This window comes from Acetobacter sp. AC2005 (assembly GCF_037901235.1).
In the GTDB taxonomy this organism is placed as follows: domain Bacteria; phylum Pseudomonadota; class Alphaproteobacteria; order Acetobacterales; family Acetobacteraceae; genus Acetobacter; species Acetobacter oryzoeni.
The window spans coordinates 775,206-792,086 of record NZ_CP149625.1 but is presented as its reverse complement, the minus strand read 5'-3'; the positions used below and the strand labels follow the sequence as shown (position 1 = coordinate 792,086).

The 16,881-nt window shown below is 55.1% G+C and carries 18 protein-coding genes; 13 read left to right on the top strand and 5 right to left on the bottom strand.

What is annotated here, in order from left to right:
* Positions 1 to 111: 111 nt before the first annotated feature.
* From QQM41_RS03830 to QQM41_RS03820, 3 genes are all read right to left on the bottom strand, one after another.
* Positions 112 to 660 carry a Dps family protein gene (locus QQM41_RS03830; RefSeq protein WP_087651539.1) on the bottom strand — a complete coding sequence of 183 codons (549 nt, stop codon included), beginning with the start codon at positions 658 to 660 and terminating at the stop codon, positions 112 to 114.
* Positions 661 to 816: 156 nt separating this feature from the next.
* On the bottom strand, positions 817 to 1,788 hold the full coding sequence (locus tag QQM41_RS03825) for an NAD(P)H-dependent glycerol-3-phosphate dehydrogenase (protein ID WP_339077758.1): 972 nt from the start codon (positions 1,786 to 1,788) through the stop codon (positions 817 to 819).
* Between the two features lie 66 nt (positions 1,789 to 1,854).
* The gene (locus QQM41_RS03820; RefSeq protein ID WP_087651538.1) at positions 1,855 to 2,088 is read right to left on the bottom strand and encodes a bacterioferritin-associated ferredoxin; all 234 of its coding nucleotides are present in this window, start codon (positions 2,086 to 2,088) and stop codon (positions 1,855 to 1,857) included.
* Between the two features lie 336 nt (positions 2,089 to 2,424).
* Between QQM41_RS03820 and QQM41_RS03815 the strand changes: the two genes are divergently transcribed.
* Positions 2,425 to 3,876: a hypothetical protein gene (locus tag QQM41_RS03815; protein WP_339077757.1), complete on the top strand. Its 1,452-nt coding sequence runs from the start codon at positions 2,425 to 2,427 to the stop codon at positions 3,874 to 3,876.
* Positions 3,877 to 3,960: 84 nt separating this feature from the next.
* Here QQM41_RS03815 and QQM41_RS03810 read toward each other — a convergent pair whose 3' ends face one another.
* Positions 3,961 to 4,497, bottom strand: coding sequence for a PACE efflux transporter (locus QQM41_RS03810; RefSeq protein ID WP_080986746.1), 537 nt, complete (start codon positions 4,495 to 4,497; stop codon positions 3,961 to 3,963).
* Positions 4,498 to 4,559: 62 nt separating this feature from the next.
* On the opposite strand from QQM41_RS03810, the gene QQM41_RS03805 reads away from it, so the two are divergent.
* The 12 genes from QQM41_RS03805 to aldA all read left to right on the top strand — a co-directional run bounded on the left by QQM41_RS03805 (position 4,560) and on the right by aldA (position 15,473).
* A complete protein-coding gene (locus QQM41_RS03805) occupies positions 4,560 to 5,489 on the top strand; it encodes a LysR family transcriptional regulator (protein ID WP_050819228.1) in 930 nt (309 codons plus the stop codon).
* A 133-nt stretch (positions 5,490 to 5,622) separates the two neighbouring features.
* The gene (locus tag QQM41_RS03800) at positions 5,623 to 6,828 is read left to right on the top strand and encodes an amine dehydrogenase large subunit (RefSeq protein ID WP_128104922.1); all 1,206 of its coding nucleotides are present in this window, start codon (positions 5,623 to 5,625) and stop codon (positions 6,826 to 6,828) included.
* Positions 6,825 to 7,367 (top strand): MauE/DoxX family redox-associated membrane protein, encoded by a 543-nt coding sequence (locus QQM41_RS03795; protein WP_006117006.1) that lies wholly within the window; start codon positions 6,825 to 6,827, stop codon positions 7,365 to 7,367. The genes QQM41_RS03800 and QQM41_RS03795 overlap by 4 nt, the downstream gene beginning before the upstream one ends.
* Positions 7,367 to 7,969, top strand: a complete 603-nt coding sequence (locus QQM41_RS03790; protein ID WP_196332630.1) for a redoxin family protein — start codon at positions 7,367 to 7,369, stop codon at positions 7,967 to 7,969. The genes QQM41_RS03795 and QQM41_RS03790 overlap by 1 nt, the downstream gene beginning before the upstream one ends.
* The gene (gene mauA, locus QQM41_RS03785) at positions 7,956 to 8,543 is read left to right on the top strand and encodes a methylamine dehydrogenase (amicyanin) small subunit (protein ID WP_003625995.1); all 588 of its coding nucleotides are present in this window, start codon (positions 7,956 to 7,958) and stop codon (positions 8,541 to 8,543) included. The genes QQM41_RS03790 and mauA overlap by 14 nt, the downstream gene beginning before the upstream one ends.
* 2 nt (positions 8,544 to 8,545) lie before the next feature.
* Positions 8,546 to 9,055, top strand: coding sequence for a hypothetical protein (locus QQM41_RS03780; RefSeq protein ID WP_050819231.1), 510 nt, complete (start codon positions 8,546 to 8,548; stop codon positions 9,053 to 9,055).
* Positions 9,056 to 9,165: 110 nt separating this feature from the next.
* Positions 9,166 to 10,545 (top strand): outer membrane beta-barrel protein, encoded by a 1,380-nt coding sequence (locus QQM41_RS03775; RefSeq protein WP_196332614.1) that lies wholly within the window; start codon positions 9,166 to 9,168, stop codon positions 10,543 to 10,545.
* A 48-nt stretch (positions 10,546 to 10,593) separates the two neighbouring features.
* On the top strand, positions 10,594 to 11,184 hold the full coding sequence (locus tag QQM41_RS03770; RefSeq protein ID WP_012812484.1) for a methylamine utilization protein MauD: 591 nt from the start codon (positions 10,594 to 10,596) through the stop codon (positions 11,182 to 11,184).
* A 128-nt stretch (positions 11,185 to 11,312) separates the two neighbouring features.
* Positions 11,313 to 12,065 carry a hypothetical protein gene (locus QQM41_RS03765; RefSeq protein ID WP_339077756.1) on the top strand — a complete coding sequence of 251 codons (753 nt, stop codon included), beginning with the start codon at positions 11,313 to 11,315 and terminating at the stop codon, positions 12,063 to 12,065.
* A gap of 84 nt (positions 12,066 to 12,149) precedes the next feature.
* Positions 12,150 to 13,046 carry an aldo/keto reductase gene (locus QQM41_RS03760; RefSeq protein ID WP_339077755.1) on the top strand — a complete coding sequence of 299 codons (897 nt, stop codon included), beginning with the start codon at positions 12,150 to 12,152 and terminating at the stop codon, positions 13,044 to 13,046.
* A gap of 6 nt (positions 13,047 to 13,052) precedes the next feature.
* A complete protein-coding gene (locus QQM41_RS03755; RefSeq protein WP_339077754.1) occupies positions 13,053 to 13,919 on the top strand; it encodes a LysR family transcriptional regulator in 867 nt (288 codons plus the stop codon).
* Between the two features lie 105 nt (positions 13,920 to 14,024).
* Positions 14,025 to 15,473 (top strand): aldehyde dehydrogenase, encoded by a 1,449-nt coding sequence (aldA, locus tag QQM41_RS03750; protein ID WP_003625982.1) that lies wholly within the window; start codon positions 14,025 to 14,027, stop codon positions 15,471 to 15,473.
* 103 nt (positions 15,474 to 15,576) lie between these two features.
* Here the strand turns inward: aldA and QQM41_RS03745 are convergent, their stop codons facing one another.
* The gene (locus QQM41_RS03745; RefSeq protein WP_339077753.1) at positions 15,577 to 16,881 is read right to left on the bottom strand and encodes a cytochrome c; all 1,305 of its coding nucleotides are present in this window, start codon (positions 16,879 to 16,881) and stop codon (positions 15,577 to 15,579) included.

The window sequence follows — 16,881 nt, the reverse complement described above, 5'->3', positions numbered from 1 at the left end:
ATCCCTGCTGCATGTAGGTTAGCAGTCTTTCATAAAAAGGGCCCGGATTGCAAAGTCCGGGCCCTTTTTATGCACATGCGTTTTTAAAAGACGATGGCAGGAAAAACTATTTTACTCGTTATGGCCAAAAACCGGGCGCGTGCTTTCAAACAGGAACCACGTGCGGCGTTCTGTTTCATCAATCCAGGTTTCAAGCAGGCTGGTTGTGGCCACATCTCCGGCATCGGATGCAATGGCATGTACGGCGCGCAGGCGCTTGGTGAGGGTAAGGTTATCTTCCCGCAGTTCTGAAAGCATGTCCTCCGGGGTTACGTACAGGGCATCGTTATCAGAAATTTTGGTTTTGCGGGCAATTTCCCCAACCGAGTGTAGGGTGGTGCCACCAATCTTGCGGGCGCGTTCGGCCATGGGGTCTGTCATGGCAAAAATCTGCTGGCTCTGTTCATCCAAAAGCAGGTGGTAATCCCGAAAATGGCGGCCGCTCATATGCCAGTGAAAGTTCTTGGTTTTAATATACAGGGCAAATACATCGGCCAGAACTTCAGACAGGCCACCCGCTACGGCCTTTACCTTATCGGCCTTCAGGTCTGTGGGCGTGCCAAGATATTCCTTGATATGGGCTTCTTTAGCTGTGGCGGCTTTTGCTGTGGTTGTGCTCATGGTCTGAACGAACCTCCTGTTTTCACTTTTTGGCAACACCACATTGGTTGCTGCCAAGTGCTGCCTTTACACGTGGTAAGATAAAGGCATCGTGCAAGGCCTGACATGGAAAGATCACAATCCTCACATCCATGTGAATGTCAGGGTGCAACGCGTTCAGGGGGTATCAAGTTCCGTGCGCAGGGGGCGGGTTAAAAGCTGCTCCTGCGCTTGTGGCAGCGTAATCCTGCCTTCCAGAAAAGCGGCAATGCAGGCGGTAATGGGCACATCCACCTTATGCTGGCGGGCCAGTGCCAGAAGGGCATCTGCTGTGGTCACACCTTCTGCCACGCCGGGCAAAGTGGCCAGTGCGGTTTGGGTGGCGCTGCCCCGGCCAAGGGCCAACCCCATCTGATAATTGCGCGAGGCCTCACCCGTGCAGGTCAGCAACAGGTCTCCCAACCCGGCAAGGCCAGCCAGTGTGGCGGGGTGTGCGCCCAAGGCCACGCCAAGGCGGGTTATTTCTGCCAGCCCACGGGTAATAAGGGCCGCGCGGGCGTTTTCTCCCAACCCGGCGCCAATGGTAATGCCCGCCGCCACGGCAATAACGTTTTTGGCCGCCCCCCCAAGCTGCACGCCGGTAATATCTGCACTGGCATAAAGGCGCAGGCGCGGGGTGGAGAGCAGATCTACCAGCTTGTGTGCCAGATCCACATTGGCAGAGGCCACAACAGATGCCGCCGGAAGGTCTGCCGCAACCTCACGCGCAAAGTTGGGGCCAGAAAGTACAGCCCCCGGCACATCTGGCCGCAGCCGGTGCAGCACATCCAGCGGAAAAGCAAGCGTACTGCGTTCTATGCCCTTGCAGCACAGCACGGCAGGCACGCCTGCAGGCACCAGCGGCAGAACAGAGGCCATATGTTGGCTGGGAATAACCATAAGCGCGCACGCCACATCTGCCGGTGGCGGCGCAGAGGAAACGGTTATGGAATCTGGTAGCGGAAAATCTGGCAGGCGCGGCATGGCGCCAGAGGGCAGGCGGGCAGGGTTACGTGCCCACAAATAAACCTGTGCCCCGGTGCGGGCGGCGTGCAGGGCCAGCGCAGTACCCCATGCGCCAGCGCCCATAACCAGAATACGGTGTTTCATGCTCTAAGCGGTGCCAGAACCCCAGGCAGGGCGCAAGCACCATATAAAGCAGTAGCTTTAAGCGCCTTAGGCAGATAGCGCCACGCCAGCATGAGCCGGCACCATGTGGGCCGGAACTTCGGCCTTTTTCATGTGTTTCAGCCGGGCTTCACGCAGCAGGCACACAACGCCTTTTACGCAGTTCCCGCACTGGGCCTTGCAGTTGCGTGCGGCATAAATTTCACGCGGGCGGGTGGCCCCATCCGCCACTGCGGCTTCAACGTCCTTGTGGGTGAGACGATTGCAAGAGCAGACAACCATACGCAGCACCTTTGTGGTGGGTGATCGATTCTGAGTAAGACCTGACCACAAATAAGAATGAATCGCAATTGTTTTTTGCAAAAAGTTCTCATTTGCTTGTGTTCTGCCTGTGCATATGGGGATGGAGTGCGCGTATTTGGTGTGTGATTTTTGCAATGTTCGTATCAATTTTATGCATGCGCATAAAAAAATAATAAATTTCATTCATATTAAAAATATAAGGAACGCATCTTAAAAAAGCCTTTATTTAAAAAGCGAGGATGCGTGGATAAAAATATAACAAGAACGTCGTATGTTCTCTTCCTGCTGTGCACGTTCTTTTTTATTTACAGAAACATGGAAGGTCTTGGTTATCTTCCATTTGGTGATGAATCTGGCCATTTTTTAGGGGCCATTGCTCTGCATCGTGGAGATAGACTTTACCGTGAATACATAGATGCCCACGGCCCACTGGTTTTTACGCTTTCGTGGCTGGTTGGCCATGTTGTGGGGTGGTCTCAGGTCTGGTTAATGCGTCTGGTTTCCACCGCATGTGCGGCGGCGGCTGGGGCTGCGGTCTTTTTTTCTCCGCTGTTTCGGTTGGCATGGCAGCGTTATCTGGCCACCGCCCTGTGGTTGGGTATGGTGGGCAGCGTATGGGTGGTGCAGGGCCTTAATCTGGATGATTACTGGACAATAGGCGGGGCGCTGGCTGTTATTGCGTTGGCCATGCTGGCGGTGCCGCTTGTATGTGCTGTTCCTGTTTCACGCATGCAGGCTTTTATGGGCGGGGCTGCCTTGGGGTTGCTACCTTTTGCCGCTTATCCGTTCAGCCTGTTTTCTGCTGGGCTGGGGCTGGCTGTCTTGTGCGTGTTTCTTTCTGCCCCTCGGCAATATCAGGTGCCCTTTGTGGGGATGATGCTAGGTGGTGTGGCTGCCGTTGGCATCATGCTGCTCTGGCTGCTGGTATATGGTGATATTGGCGGCATGGTTGCGTTTCATTTTATCGCCAATCAGCAGTGGTATGCGCATTATATTCCAATGGACGTAAACCAGTTCTGGCAAAGTTTACGTTTTTCTTTGGCTCCAGATCGTCTTGTTCAAACAATAGCTGTGTGCATGCTGGCTGTGGGGGGCGCGTTGCTGCTGTTATACGGGCGGCATAGGGTGGCGGCGCTGTTTATCCTACTTGGTATACTGAGCCTGCAGGCGCGTGGCAGTGTCGGGTTCCAGAATGGCTCATTCCTTATGGCGGCTCTGGGCCTTGGGGCTTTGCTTCTGGCCGGTGTGTTGGCATCCAAACCTAAGGTGCTGGTTTTTGTGGCCGTTGCCTGTGTGGCATTAACGGTTGTTGGCGCGCGCCATGCGGTTTCATCTCCATTTGGGCAAACCGCGGCGCAAAGGCATGCGGTAGGCTGGCACCGCTTTAGGGAAAACCCCACCGTGGGCTTTGCAACTCTTATTCGTAAATATGCTGCACCGGATGAGCGTGTGCTTGTTTTGCCGTATAATCCCGATGTTTATATTTACGCCAATCGCCTTTCCATGAAGAAATATCACGCCTACCTGCCGTGGGAGGCCGATTATGCGGCCCATCCGTGGCATGGATATACGCGCGATATTTGTGTGGATCTGCCAAAGGATGAACCTCCGGTTATCTATTATGATCACTGGGTTGTCTGGGGTGCGTATCCGGCAGAAAAGTTTATGCCCTGTTTTTTACAGGTGCTGGAAAAAGACTACACGCAGATGCCGGATGATCAGTTCATTTATGTCAGAAAAGATCGGCTGGCAGCGCAGCAGCCGTAAAATACTTAGTTCTTCTGCATAAGTCTTGCCCCCTATCTCTGCCATGCAGGGTAGGGGGTCTTTTTTTGGCTGGGCTGGGCTGGCTTACCCGTTGGCCTTGCCCGTTGCGGGGTGGTCCGCCGGAATAGGGAATATCCGGTCATACGCCATGTTAAACACAAACGCATAAGCCAGATAAAACACGGCAATGGACATGCTGAGTGAAAACGCCGTCAGCACACTTTCATGCAGGTACCATGCAATGGCGGGCAGCAGCACAATCTGCAATCCGGCTTCAAACAGCACTGTGTGCACAATGCGTATGCCCACTGTTTTGTGCGTGGTGGCATAAAGCCGCGCCATTATGCGGTCGAACACCACATTATAAATGTAGTTCCATATTGTAGCGGTTATGGCGCTGCCAATGCCAATAACCCCCATGGAGGATTCGTGCAGCCCGAACAGCGTGCTGCCACCGGGTATAACAATGGCCAGCGCGATAAGCTCAAACAGTAGCACGTGGCGCACACGGTCTGCCGTGCCGCGCGTACCCACAGCCGGGGCATTTTGTGCGGTCTGATGATCTGCCATGGCAGAAGGGGCCGAAGCGGCTTGGACGGAACTGAATGTTTGCGTTGACATGCGGCGCAATCTATCGCCACCCTCGCCAAAGAAAAGATAAGAACCATCAGGAAAACAGATGGATGAATGTCTCGCTCGAACAGCTTGAAGCCTTTGTTGCCACAGCGGATGCAGGATCATTTTCCGCAGCAGCCCGCCGTTTGGGGCGTGCGCAGTCTGCCATCAGCACCCATGTGGCCAATCTGGAAGTAGATTTGGGGCTGGAGCTGTTCCTGCGCACCGGGCGCACACCTGTATTGACACCAGAAGGTGAACGCCTGCTGCGTGAGGCCCGCGTGGTGCTGGACCGGCGCGAACATCTGATAGGCGTGGCCCGATCTTTGGAAGATCAGGTTGAAAACCGGCTGGTTGTGGCCATAGATGAACTATACCCCGAACACGCCCTTGGCCCGGTTTTTGCCGAGTTTGCAGAACACTTCCCCTACGTGGAAATGGAAATCCTTTTTCCGCTGATGGAGGATGTAGGCCAGCTTGTGCAGGAAGGGGCCGCGCATCTGGGGGTGATGTGGCAGCAAACACGTATGCCGCCAGATCTGGCGTTCCGCACCATCGGGCGGGTGCCGCTTAAATTGGTATGTGGGCGCAGCCACCCCTTGGCCCAATGTGGCCCCGTAGCGTGGGAAGACCTTAAACGGTATCGGCAGATTATGGTGGCCGCCCGCGGGCAGGAGCGCGAGCGCCAACACCTGCGCGTGGCGGGTGAGGTTTGGTGGGTGGAAAGCCACTGGGTGATTCTGGAGTTGGTGAAGCACAATATCGGCTGGTCTTTTATTTCAGACCATATTCTGGAGGCCTCTCCCGCAGCGCCAGATATTGTAACACCGCCCCTGGCGTTTGATGCCGGAGACAGGCCCGTACCCCTTGCTGTGGTGTGGCATCACAAACGCCCGCAAGGGGCGGCTGCGCGCTGGTTACGGCAACGCCTATGTGGCTCGGAGTCTGTTTTATATAAAAGGTCAAACAAAAGTTCACAAACGCGCGATCAGATGTAACAATTTGATATTCAAGAAAATATAGATGTCATAACAGCATAAAAATGCATATCAGGGCGCATGTTTTGTCTTGCGGACGAAATGAGAAACGCTATGATACCGAAACATTCCGGTATCGAGAGAAACAGTTCGCATGTCTCTTCAAAAAGTCCGCCCCTCCCTGCTGTGTGCCCTTCTGGGCAGTGCAGCCATTCTGACCATGGGAGGAACCGCCGCCAAGGCAGCGGAACCCGTATTACAGACCGAGCAGAGTGACGTTATTACCCTGCCTCCTTATTCCCCCCACACCATTTTGGTGGAAGATGCGGTTTACACCCACAACAAGGATGGCCGCGTTTATGTAGTGGATGCCGATTCCGGCAAACTGCTGGGCATGGTGCAGGCCGCCTATAACGCCAACATGGCGCTTACGCCCGATGCCAAGCGCATTTACGTGGCAGAAACCACGTGGGAACGCGGCAACCGTGGCGCACGGAACGATCTGCTGGCCGAATATGATGCCAGCACGCTCAAGATCACATCCGATGAAAAACTGCCCGCCCGCGCGCTGGTCACGCCTAAAAAGAACGACTTCGCGCTGAATGCCGATGGCTCACGCGCCTACGTGTATCAGATGAGCCCCAGCAACGCGGTGGAAGTGGTGGACAACACCGCCCACAAAGTGACGCAGACGGTAGAAATTCCCGGTTGCGCGCTGGTGTATCCGTGGGGCAATTCCGGCTTCTCCTCCCTGTGTGCAGATGGCACGCTGGCCAATGTCAGCCTTGGTGCAGACGGCAAAGTGGGCATGACGCACACAGCCCCGTTCTTTGAACCCGACAAGGATGGCATTTTTGAACAAAGCCCCACTGTTGCGGCAGATGGCACGGCTTACTTCATCAGCTATAGCGGCATGGTGTACCCCACAAAAATGGGGGAAAACAGCACGGTAGAAAAACCGTGGTCCTTGCAGGAAGGTGCGGGGCTGAAGGCAGCGCCTGATTCTTCCAAGCCGTTTGAAGTAACATGGCGCCCCGGTGGCTGGCAGATTGCCGCCCTGCACAAGGCATCTCATCAGATGTACGTGCTGATGCACAAAGGCACGTTCTGGACACATAAAGATAACGGCACGGAAGTGTGGGTGTATGATACGCAAACCCACAAGCGCATCCGCCGCTATCCGCTTAAAGTGGCCAGCAACCTTGTGGGTGTCACGCAGGATGAACATCCGCTGATGTTCACCGCCAATGAAGATAACGGTGATTTCTTTGTGTCTGATGCGCTTACGGGCAAGCCCCTGCGCACCATGAAGGCCCTTGGTTCCTCCCTTATCTTTACGGTTGCGCCGGGTGAAGGATGAGCCTGCTGGCTGAAACAGCCCCGCTGGCCGCCCTGTGCGCAGGGGGCATTGGCACCATGTTTTTGGTGGCCGGTGTTTCCAAACTGCGTGGGCATGATGCGTTTTTAGGCACGCTGGCCTCTTACCGGCTTTTGCCCTCATGGTCATACGAAGGTGTGGCGTGGGGCTTGGCCGGGGCAGAGGTTCTGGCTGGTCTGGCGCTGTTTTCCGGCTTTGCCGCCGGGCTTGGCGGTTTGGCTGCTGCGGCCATGCTGGTGGTGTTTGCGCTGGCCATGGGCATAAACGTGGCCCGTGGGCGCACCAGCCTGTCTTGCGGGTGCACACCCGGTTTGGTGTCTGAAACCCTGTCATGGAAGCTGGTAGCCCGCACCGTGCTGTGCGTGCCGCTGGCGCTGGCCCCATGCTTTGCATCTGGCGTTTCTGCCTTTGTATGGGGGCAGGGCGTTATGGCGGGTGTGGCGCTGTATCTGGTGTGGCTGGCGCTGGTGGCACTGCCGCCAGAACGCGTACCCGGATCTGGCGGAGGGCAGGAAGCATGATGCTGTTTCTATACATCTGGCAGGGGCTGCTTACCGTTCTGGCCCTTGGGCTTGCCGTTATGCTGGTAGCCTTGGCCCGCCAGATTGGTGTGCTGCACGAACGCCTTGCACCGCTGGGGAATCAGGAAGCCAAGCCGGGGCTGGATGTGGGGCAGATTGTGCCGCGTCTGGTTTTGCATACGCTACAGGGCCAGCCTTTTGTGGTGGGGGATACCCTGCCCGCAGGCGCCAAGCAGCTTTTGCTGTTTGTGGCGGCGGAATGCCCGGTGTGTAAGCGCGTTATCCCCATTGCACGGCAGGTGGCTGCCGAACGTGGGCTGGACCTTATTTTTGTGGGCGATGGCCCCGAACCTGAACTGAAAAGCATGGTGGCTGCCCGCCCGGAAATGCAGGGTGTTCCCCTCATAACCGGTGTGGAGCTGGCCCTTGTGCTGCAAATTAACCGTATGCCAGCCATGGTACTGCTTGATGAACGCGGCACCATTCTGGCCAAAGACCTCGTGAATACCCGGCGTCAGATCGAAGGGCTGCTTGGCAATATTACCGCCACACCCCCGCAGGGTCTGACCGATACAGGAGCAATGTCTCATGCTGCCGTCTGAAAACAAGAACTCCGCAGAACAGGGCACCCTGTTTGACCGGCTGACCGAATCTCTGCTCCGCCGTTTTGCGGGCAAAACCTCCCGCCGTGGCGTGGTGGCAAAGCTGGGCGGCGTGGCCGCTGCCGTGCCGCTGTTTCCGCTGCTGCCGGTAAGCCGCGCCAATGCGGCTTCTTCCTCCGCAGCCAAGGCTGTGGCCAAGGCCACAACGCCGTTTGGCTCCAAGGCGCAGGCCAAAGATGCCAACGCGTGCGATTACTGGCGGTATTGCGCCATTGATGGCAATTTGTGCTCCACCTGTGGTGGTGGCGTACATAGCTGCCCGCCGGGCACGGCGCCTTCTCCCACATCATGGATTGGCAGCTGCTACAACCCGCAGGATGGCAACTCCTACATGATTGCGTATCGTGATTGCTGTGGTCAGGATTCCTGTAACGAAGTGACCTGCCTGAACACGGATGGAGATCAGCCTTCCTACCGCCCCATGGCCAATAATGACATCATCTGGTGCTTTGGCACGGGCACGTCTGAAATGTACAACTGCTCCACAGCTGCGGTGATCGGGAAAGCTTCCTGATTATGTTGCGTGCTGTTTTCCGCCTTGCCGTGCCTGCTGTTGCAGCGTGTGCAACACTGGTTCTGGCAGGCGGGGTGGCACGCGCGGCAGATGCCGTGCCGGGGGCCACAAGTTTAAACCCCACGCAGGTTGCCTATCTTTCACACTGCGGGGGGTGCCACGGTATTGCAGGCGTATCTGGCCCAACCTTTGTGCCTATGCTGCGTGATAGCGTAGGCAGCTTTGCCTGCACGGATGAAGGGCGGAAATATCTGGTGCAGGTGCCGGGTGTTTCCATGTCCCTCATTCGGGATGATCAGCAGTTAGCCGATGTCATGAACTTTGTGCTGATTGATCTGGGCGGCAAAAGCACGCCGCCGGGCTTTAAGCCCTATACGGCGGCAGAAGTGCATGAATGGCGGAAGCATCCGCTTTCCATGCCAGATTTTATGGCCAACCGCGCCCATGTGCTGGAGCGTTCTTTAGCAGCGTGTCATCGCAGCAACAATGGCGCGGCTGCAACAGTAAAGTAACACGGCAAGCCCTGTTCTGCAGGGCTGCTCTCGGCTAGATCACGGCTTTGGTGCCACACTAATTGTAAAACAGAAGCAAACCCGCCCCCTGCCGCGGTTGTTTGTGGATAATGGGAGTATCAGGGAGCATGCGTTTGCGCCACCGTTTGTCCGCCGGTATGTGTTTTGCCCTGCAACTGGCAGCGCTGCCTGCATTTGCGCAGGAAAAAACCACCCCCGATGATGCCGAGCGCCCTTTGGCAGTGGAAGAAACAGCAGCAGAAAAAAAGCAGGCCAAGCAGGATGAGGTGAACCTGAAAAGCCCTTCCAGCCACTCATGGTTTGATGATGTTGAAGGCCATATTGTGGTGGAAGCCGGTGTAAACGGTAACCCATGGACCAAAACAGGCCGCAACTGGGCGCAGTCTTACGTAGATAGGGCCAACACCGCCACACTAAACCAGATTACCGGCACGCTCTCCCACCCGGTAACAGAGCTGGGCGATGGCTACGGCCTGGGTTTTGTGTTTGAGGTTCTTTACGGCTCCGATGCCCGCTTTAACCCCACCATTGGTATGGGTGATGGCAACCTGACAGGCATGTACCAGTGGACGCCCACTCAGGCGCATATTGATGCCCACCTGCCGTGGCTGACCAAAGGCGGGATAGACCTGCAAATTGGCCAGCAATATGGTATTCAGGGTTTTGAAGGCACAGATGCGCTGGAACGGCCTTTTTATTCCTACAACTATTCATCCGATTACATTGTGCCGTTTGAAACCGTGGGTGTTCTGGCCACATGGCACATGACAGACCACGCAGCCCTTGTAATGGGTGTAAACGCCGGTAACTCCACCACCTTTGGCCACGCCAAAAACAACAGCCGCCCCAAGGGGTATTTTGGCTTCCAGTTTACAGAACTTGCAGGTGGCAAGCTGGATGTTGCCGCCATTGGCTATTTTGGCCCGCAGCAGAGCGTGTACGCCATTGGGCGTGAAGCCAACCACGATATGGAATATATCGGAGACCTTCTGGCCTCCTACAAAATTAACGATAAAACCACCGTCACCCTGAACGCCACCTACTTCCATGATGATTACCTGCGTGATGATGTGTACGGTGTAACCGCCTATTTCGCGCATGATTTCAGCGATGAGCTGACGTTTAACGCGCGTGGTGAAATCTTCCGCGATAACAATGGCGGCGTGGTGGGCAACAACACATCCCCCATGTCTTACGTGAATGAACTGCGTGGCCAGAACTATCCGTATGATTACGCACCCGGCACCACCTATGGGGAACTTACGGTGGGTGTTACGTATCGCCCCGGTTTTCTTAAACTGCCCAAGGGGTCTTTTTCCATCCGCCCGGAAGTGCGGCTTGATAAATCCCTTAACGGCACAAAACCCTTTAACCGTGTTTCCCCCACGGATGATCCAAACGTGAACTATGCCAATAACGGCATGAACAACATGTTCTGGTTCAGCTGTGATGCCATCTGGGCATTTTAAAAACCCGCTACGCCACTCCACCACCGGCACAACATAAAGGACCAGCCCGTGCAGAACCTGATATACGCCAATGCTGCCCTTACTGTTGTGCTGCTTGCGGCCTGCATTGTTATGGGCCTGATGCTGCGCCGTATCCGCCGCCTGTTTCAGGAAATTGCACCGGTGGGTGCGCTTACCAGCTCTCGCGGCCCGCAACCGGGAGATGCCTGCCCGCCACAGCCTTTTCACACATTGGCGGGGGGCGTGCTGGCGCTGGCAGGGGGTGCCAAGCCACGGCTGGTGCTGTTTGTTTCTGCAACATGCCCGATCTCTCGCAAGGTTATTCCCATTGCGCGCAACTTCTGCGGGCGTGAAAATCTGGAACTGGTGCTGGCGGGGGATGATGCCCCAACCATTCAGCAGCATTTTGCCCAGCAAACCAACACACCTGCTGCCGCGTTTATTAATGATCCGGCGCTGGGCCGTGCCTTGCAGGTAGATAAACTGCCTGCCGCGTTTTTGTTCGATCAGCAAGGCACGCTTATTGCCCGTGGGTTGGTGAACAACCGCGAGCATCTGGAAAGCCTGCTGAACGCGTGGGAAAGCGGGTTCAGCACCGTGCAAACCTACATGCAGCACACGCGCCGCAACCGCGCGTGATGTTGGGTGTGTATTTGTAAAATATTTGGCAACCGTATTATAAATAATCGCAAATAGTTTTTGTTGACTCTTCTGCTCATAACTTGCCAGATTTAAATTAAGTTCTGGAAAAGAGCAGGAGTGCCACCATGACCGACTCCTTTCATCTCCCCAAAATCTCTCTTGAAGGCTTGGAGAAGATTATTATCGCGTACAGCCATGTGCCCGATAACCCTACCTTGGATATACTTGCGCGCCTTACCAAAATGGGCTCTGCCGCCATTAGCAGAAACAATAAGTTTCTGATGGATATCGGTATTATTGCAGGTGCGGCAGACAAAACAGTTACCCCCTTGGGCCAAAAGCTGGGGCATGCGCTGGAATACGCCATGGGGGCCGATGCACAGGCATATTGGCGAGAGGCTGTTGCCAGCAATGCCGCCCTTATGGCGCTTATGGCCACGGAACATCTGCAACGCGGCATGAGCGAAAAGGATTTATCTGCGCATATTCTTGATGTTTCGGTGCATAAAAAACATGCGCATACACAAACAGGTGCGCGGTGCCTGATAGATATTCTGCTGGAAAGCGGATTACTTGTGCAGGACAAAGACAAGCTTGCAGCCGCACCCGCCAAAAGCCCAGATCAGCCAGAGCCTGCCGCCCAAGATCATGGGCAAATCTTCGGCCTGCAGGCAGAAGATTCCGCGCCGGATACCAAGGACACCACACCACAGGCCGCCCTTATAGGGGTGCCAATTGCAGGGCAGAATACAATACGCCCGGATATGCCTGCTATCACGTTGAATCTGACATTGCCGGAAACCGAAGATCTCACGGTTTATGAAAAAATCTTTCGTGCTCTAAGGGAAAATCTTTTGGGTTTGCCGCCTGTGCCCTAAATCGTGTTCGCTCTGCGCAAAGCTGGCATGAATGCAGCCCAGTGCAACCTCTGCGCCGGGTAGGCGTTGGGGATAGCATGTGGCATGGTTTTATACGCAAAACCAGCATGTTACCGTTTAACGCCAGATTCAGGAGAGCACGTTTTGGGTATTCCCGATATCACACTGCACGATGGTCTTACTTTTCCCGTTATCACCTTTGGCACCTACAAGCTCAACGGTATAGCTGGCATGGAAGCAATGGTCAGCGCATTGGATGTAGGGTACCACGCACTGGATAGCGCCTTTAATTATGAAAACGAAGGTGCTGTAGGCCATGCCGTGCGCAAAAGCGGCAAAAAGCGGGAGGACCTGCGCATTGCCTCCAAACTGCCGGGCCGCCACCATGATTATAACGAGGCGCTGACAACCATTGAGGAATCCCTCTACCGCGCGCAGCTGGATTATTACGATCTGTATTACATCCACTGGCCCAACCCCAAGGTTGGCAAGTACGTAGAGGCATGGCAGGCGCTTATTGAAGCCAAGAAACGTGGCTATGTGCGCTCTATTGCCGTATGTAACTTCCTGCCCGAACATCTGGAAAAATTGCAGAAAGAAACAGGTGTTCTGCCATCTATCAACCAGATTGAGCTTTCCCCCTACTTCCCGCAGGATGAGATGCGGGCGCTGCACAAAAAGCTGAACATCCTTACGCAGTCATGGAGCCCCCTTGGGCGTGCCAACAAGCTGCTGCAGGATCCGCTGATTCAAAAAATTGCCCAGCGGCTTAACAAATCCACCGTGCAGGTTATCCTGCGCTGGCACCATCAGCTTGGCTGCGTGCCTATTCCTAAAGCTGCCAGCAAGGAGCATCAGATTTCCAATATGGATATCTTTGATTTCTCCCTGACAGAGCAGGACATGAAGGACATGGCAACCCTTGCCCGCCCAGATGGCCGCAGCCACGGGCAGGACCCCGCAACATACGAAGAGTTCTGATTTATCATGGAAGCACTCCGTCTGGCGCAGTTGCAGATTTTCTGCGCCGTGATGGAGGAGGGCTCGGTGGTTGCGGCCTCGCGCCGCATGCACTGCGTGGCATCCAACATTACGGCGCGCCTAAAAGAGCTGGAACAGCTTTTGGGGCAAGATCTGTTTGCGCGTGAAAAAGGGCGTCTTATTGCCACGCCAGAAGGCCGCCTTTTTTACCATGAGGCAAAAGAGGTTGTAGAAAAAGCCCATAGCCTTGCAAGCTTTTTTCAGCCCGATGTGCCGCGTGGCATTTTGCGTATAGGGGCGCTGGATGTAGCTTTGGCGCATTTTTTGCCCCAATATATGCCCGCCTTTATGGCCGCCCACCCAGATGTAGAAATATGCCTGCTGCGCCGCGCCAGTTATACGCTGGAACATATGCTGGATGATCAGGAACTGGATCTGGCCATAACAGATGGCCCCATTGTGCATCCACTTCTTGAAAGCCGCTTTGTTTTTACAGAAGAACTGGTGCTGGTGGCCCCGCAGAATATCCGCAGTTTGCAGGATATTCATTGGCCCAGCACCACGGTGCTTTTGTTCCATACAGATTGCTTTTACCGCAGCGCGTTTGAACGCTGGATGGCAGAGCAGGGGTTTGTCCCCCGTGCTATTCAAACAGTGGAATCTTACGATGTCATTCGGGCCTGCGTGCGCGATGGTATTGGTATTTCCTGTTTTCCCAAAAGCATTTTTGCGCATAAAGCGCCGGATGATGTGCGTGTTCTCAATGTGCAGGGGCTACGGCCCGCCCAGGTGTACTGTGTATGGCGGCGCAATGGTGCAAAACCTTTGCTGCGCAGGTTCATAAACACCATTTGCCCAGCAGAAGCAGACTAAAACCGTTCACTTTTTGTAAATGGTTTACTGATATATCATTACTTTTAATGAACGCATATGCGCGTCATACTGTAAACAGAATTTCAGAAAAAAGGAGAACATCTCATGGCTGATGTTAAACAGCAGGATCTGTTCATCAATAATGAATGGGTAAAACCCACATCTGGCAATTACACACCCATTAAAAGCCCCGCTACGGGGGAAGAAGTTGGCCAAGCCGCAGAAGGCAACCCGCAGGATGTAGATAAAGCCGTGGCTGCCGCAAAAGCTGCCTTTAAGGGCTGGAGCAGCAAACCCGCCAGCCAGCGGGCCGATTATCTTTACGCGCTTAAAAACCTTGTAGAGCGGGACAAGGAACGTCTGGCCACCATTATTACATCAGAAATGGGCAAACCCATTAAGGAAGCCCGTGCCGAGGTAGATTTTGCCGCTGGCCTGCTGCGCTTTGCTGCAGAAAATGCCCGCAGGCTTCAGGGGGAAATTATTCCCGGTGAGCGTGAAGGTGAAAAAATCCTGATCGACCGCGTGCCGCACGGTGTGGTGGGGGCCATTGCTGCTTGGAACTTCCCGCTGGCTTTGTGTGCGCGTAAAATTGCACCGGCACTGGCTGCGGGCAACACCATTGTTCTCAAACCGGCTGATGGCACACCGCTTTCTGGCCTGGCACTGGCCGAACTGGTGCAGGAAGCCGGTATTCCCGCCGGTGTGGTGAATGTGGTTACAGGCAGCGGCCAGGGTGTGGGCGTGCCACTGGTGGCACATAAAGACACTCCGCTGATTACCATGACAGGCTCTACCCCTGCGGGTAAGAAAATCATGGCCGCCGCAGCCGAACATCTTAAGGAAGTGCGGCTGGAGCTGGGCGGTAAAGCACCTTTTATTGTCATGGAAGATGCAGATATTCCCGCAGCGGTGGAAGCCGCCGTTACGGCACGCTTCTTCAACGGCGGGCAGGTGTGCACAGCCAATGAGCGCACCTACGTGCATGAAGATGTGTATGACCGCTTTACCACGGCGCTGAAAGATCGCATTGCCAGCCTGAAGGTGGGTGACCCGATGGATGATGCCACAGATATGGGCCCCAAGGTGAACGAAACCGAGTTGGAAAAAGTGGATGGCATTGTGCAAAAAGCCATATCACAGGGGGCAAAGCTGGAACTGGGTGGCAAACGCCTAACGGGTGGCGCCTTTGATAAAGGCACCTTCTATGCCCCCACATTGCTAACAGACATTACCCCGGATATGGACATTGTGCAGGACGAGGTATTTGGCCCCGTGCTCTCCCTTATCAAGGTGAAAGACTTTGATGAGGCCCTAACCCGCGCCAATGATAGCCGCTATGGGCTTTCTGCCTATCTGTTCACTAACGATCTTTCCCGCATCCTGCGTATGGGCCGGGAACTGGACTTTGGGGAAATTTACGTCAACCGTGGATCGGGTGAAGAACCGCAGGGCTTCCACCACGGATACCGTGAAAGTGGATTGGGGGGTGAGGATGGCCAGCACGGGCTGGAAGCCTATGTGCGCACCAAAACCATTTACCTGAACGCGTAATATCCAAACCCTGCCACGCAACATACTTTAAGCGTGGCAGATACAAAAAACCGTGCCGGAGCAGAACGCACCCGGCACGGTTTTTTTGTGTTTTCAGGAAAGATTAATCCTGCTCTTTTTTAATCTGCTCAACCTGTTTTTCCAGATCATGCGGTTGGGCTGTGGTAAAGTGTGTCATTACAAACGCGGCAATATCGGCCAGATCACGGTTGCTGAGGCCACCACCTGTAAAGTGCGGCATAATCTGCACGCCCGTTGCGGTTTGCAGGCCCGTGCCATTTACCAAAACCTGTATCAGATTACGGCCATTATCTGCACCTAATGAGCGCCCACCCGCAATGCTGGCAAAGCTGCTTTGCCGCCCTGTACCATCGGGCAGATGGCAGCCCGCACAGGCCGATGCATAAAGCCGCGCGCCCCGGCTGTTTTGTGGCAGGCTGGCATCTCCGCTGGCTATGTTGCGGAAGGTTACGGAATCCTGCGGTGTGCTCACAGGTTTTGTGCTGCGCAGATACGTTACCATAGCCTGAATATCTGCCGGCGTAAGGTAGCGCAGGCTGTGGCCAATAACATCCGCCATATCGCCAGATGCCGTGCCGTGGCCATCTGCATGGCCGGTGGAAAGATATTGCGCCAGTTCGGCATTTGTCCAGCCGCCAATACCGGTTTTGGTATCGGACGAAATGTTATAGATGCGCCAGCCGTTCAGCATATTGCCGCCAAACGCCTTGCTGGTTGAAAGCCCAAAGGTGAGCGTGCGCGGGCTGTGGCAATCTGCGCAATGGCCGGGGCCTTCTACAAGCCAGCGGCCACGGTTCCACTGGTCGGATTTGGTGGTATCATCCGGGTAGGCAGAAGCCGGGCCGTTTACGATGTTCCAGAAAATCATCAAACTGCGTATGGAAAAAGGAAAACGCAGCTTGTTTTCTGGCGCCGCGCTGGCAGATGTGGGCAATGTGGCCAGATAGGCCCGAATATCGCGCACATCCTGATCACTCAGGCGGGAATACGCAGGGTAGGGCATGGCGGGGTAAAGGTGCTTGCCACCGGGGGAAACACCCTGCTTTACGGCGGCAACAAACTCCTCATCGCTCCATGCGCCAACGCCGTGCTGCTTATCCGCTGTAATGTTGGTGGAATACACCACCCCCATGCCCGGCAACTTAAACGCCCGCCCGCCTACATAGGGCATGCCGCCGGGTGCGGTGTGGCAGACCTCGCAATCCGATGCACGGGTGAGGTACTGGCCGCGTTCTACCGGTGTGTTGCCGGGTGTGCCGTCTTCCGCCGCATTGGCGTGGGCTGCGTGTGTGGGCATGCCTAAGGTTGCCAGCAGCAGGGCCGCTAAGGTGACTTTGCCAGAAAAGGAAACACGTTTTGCGGGTGGGAAAGAAAAAGCGTGTGTCAT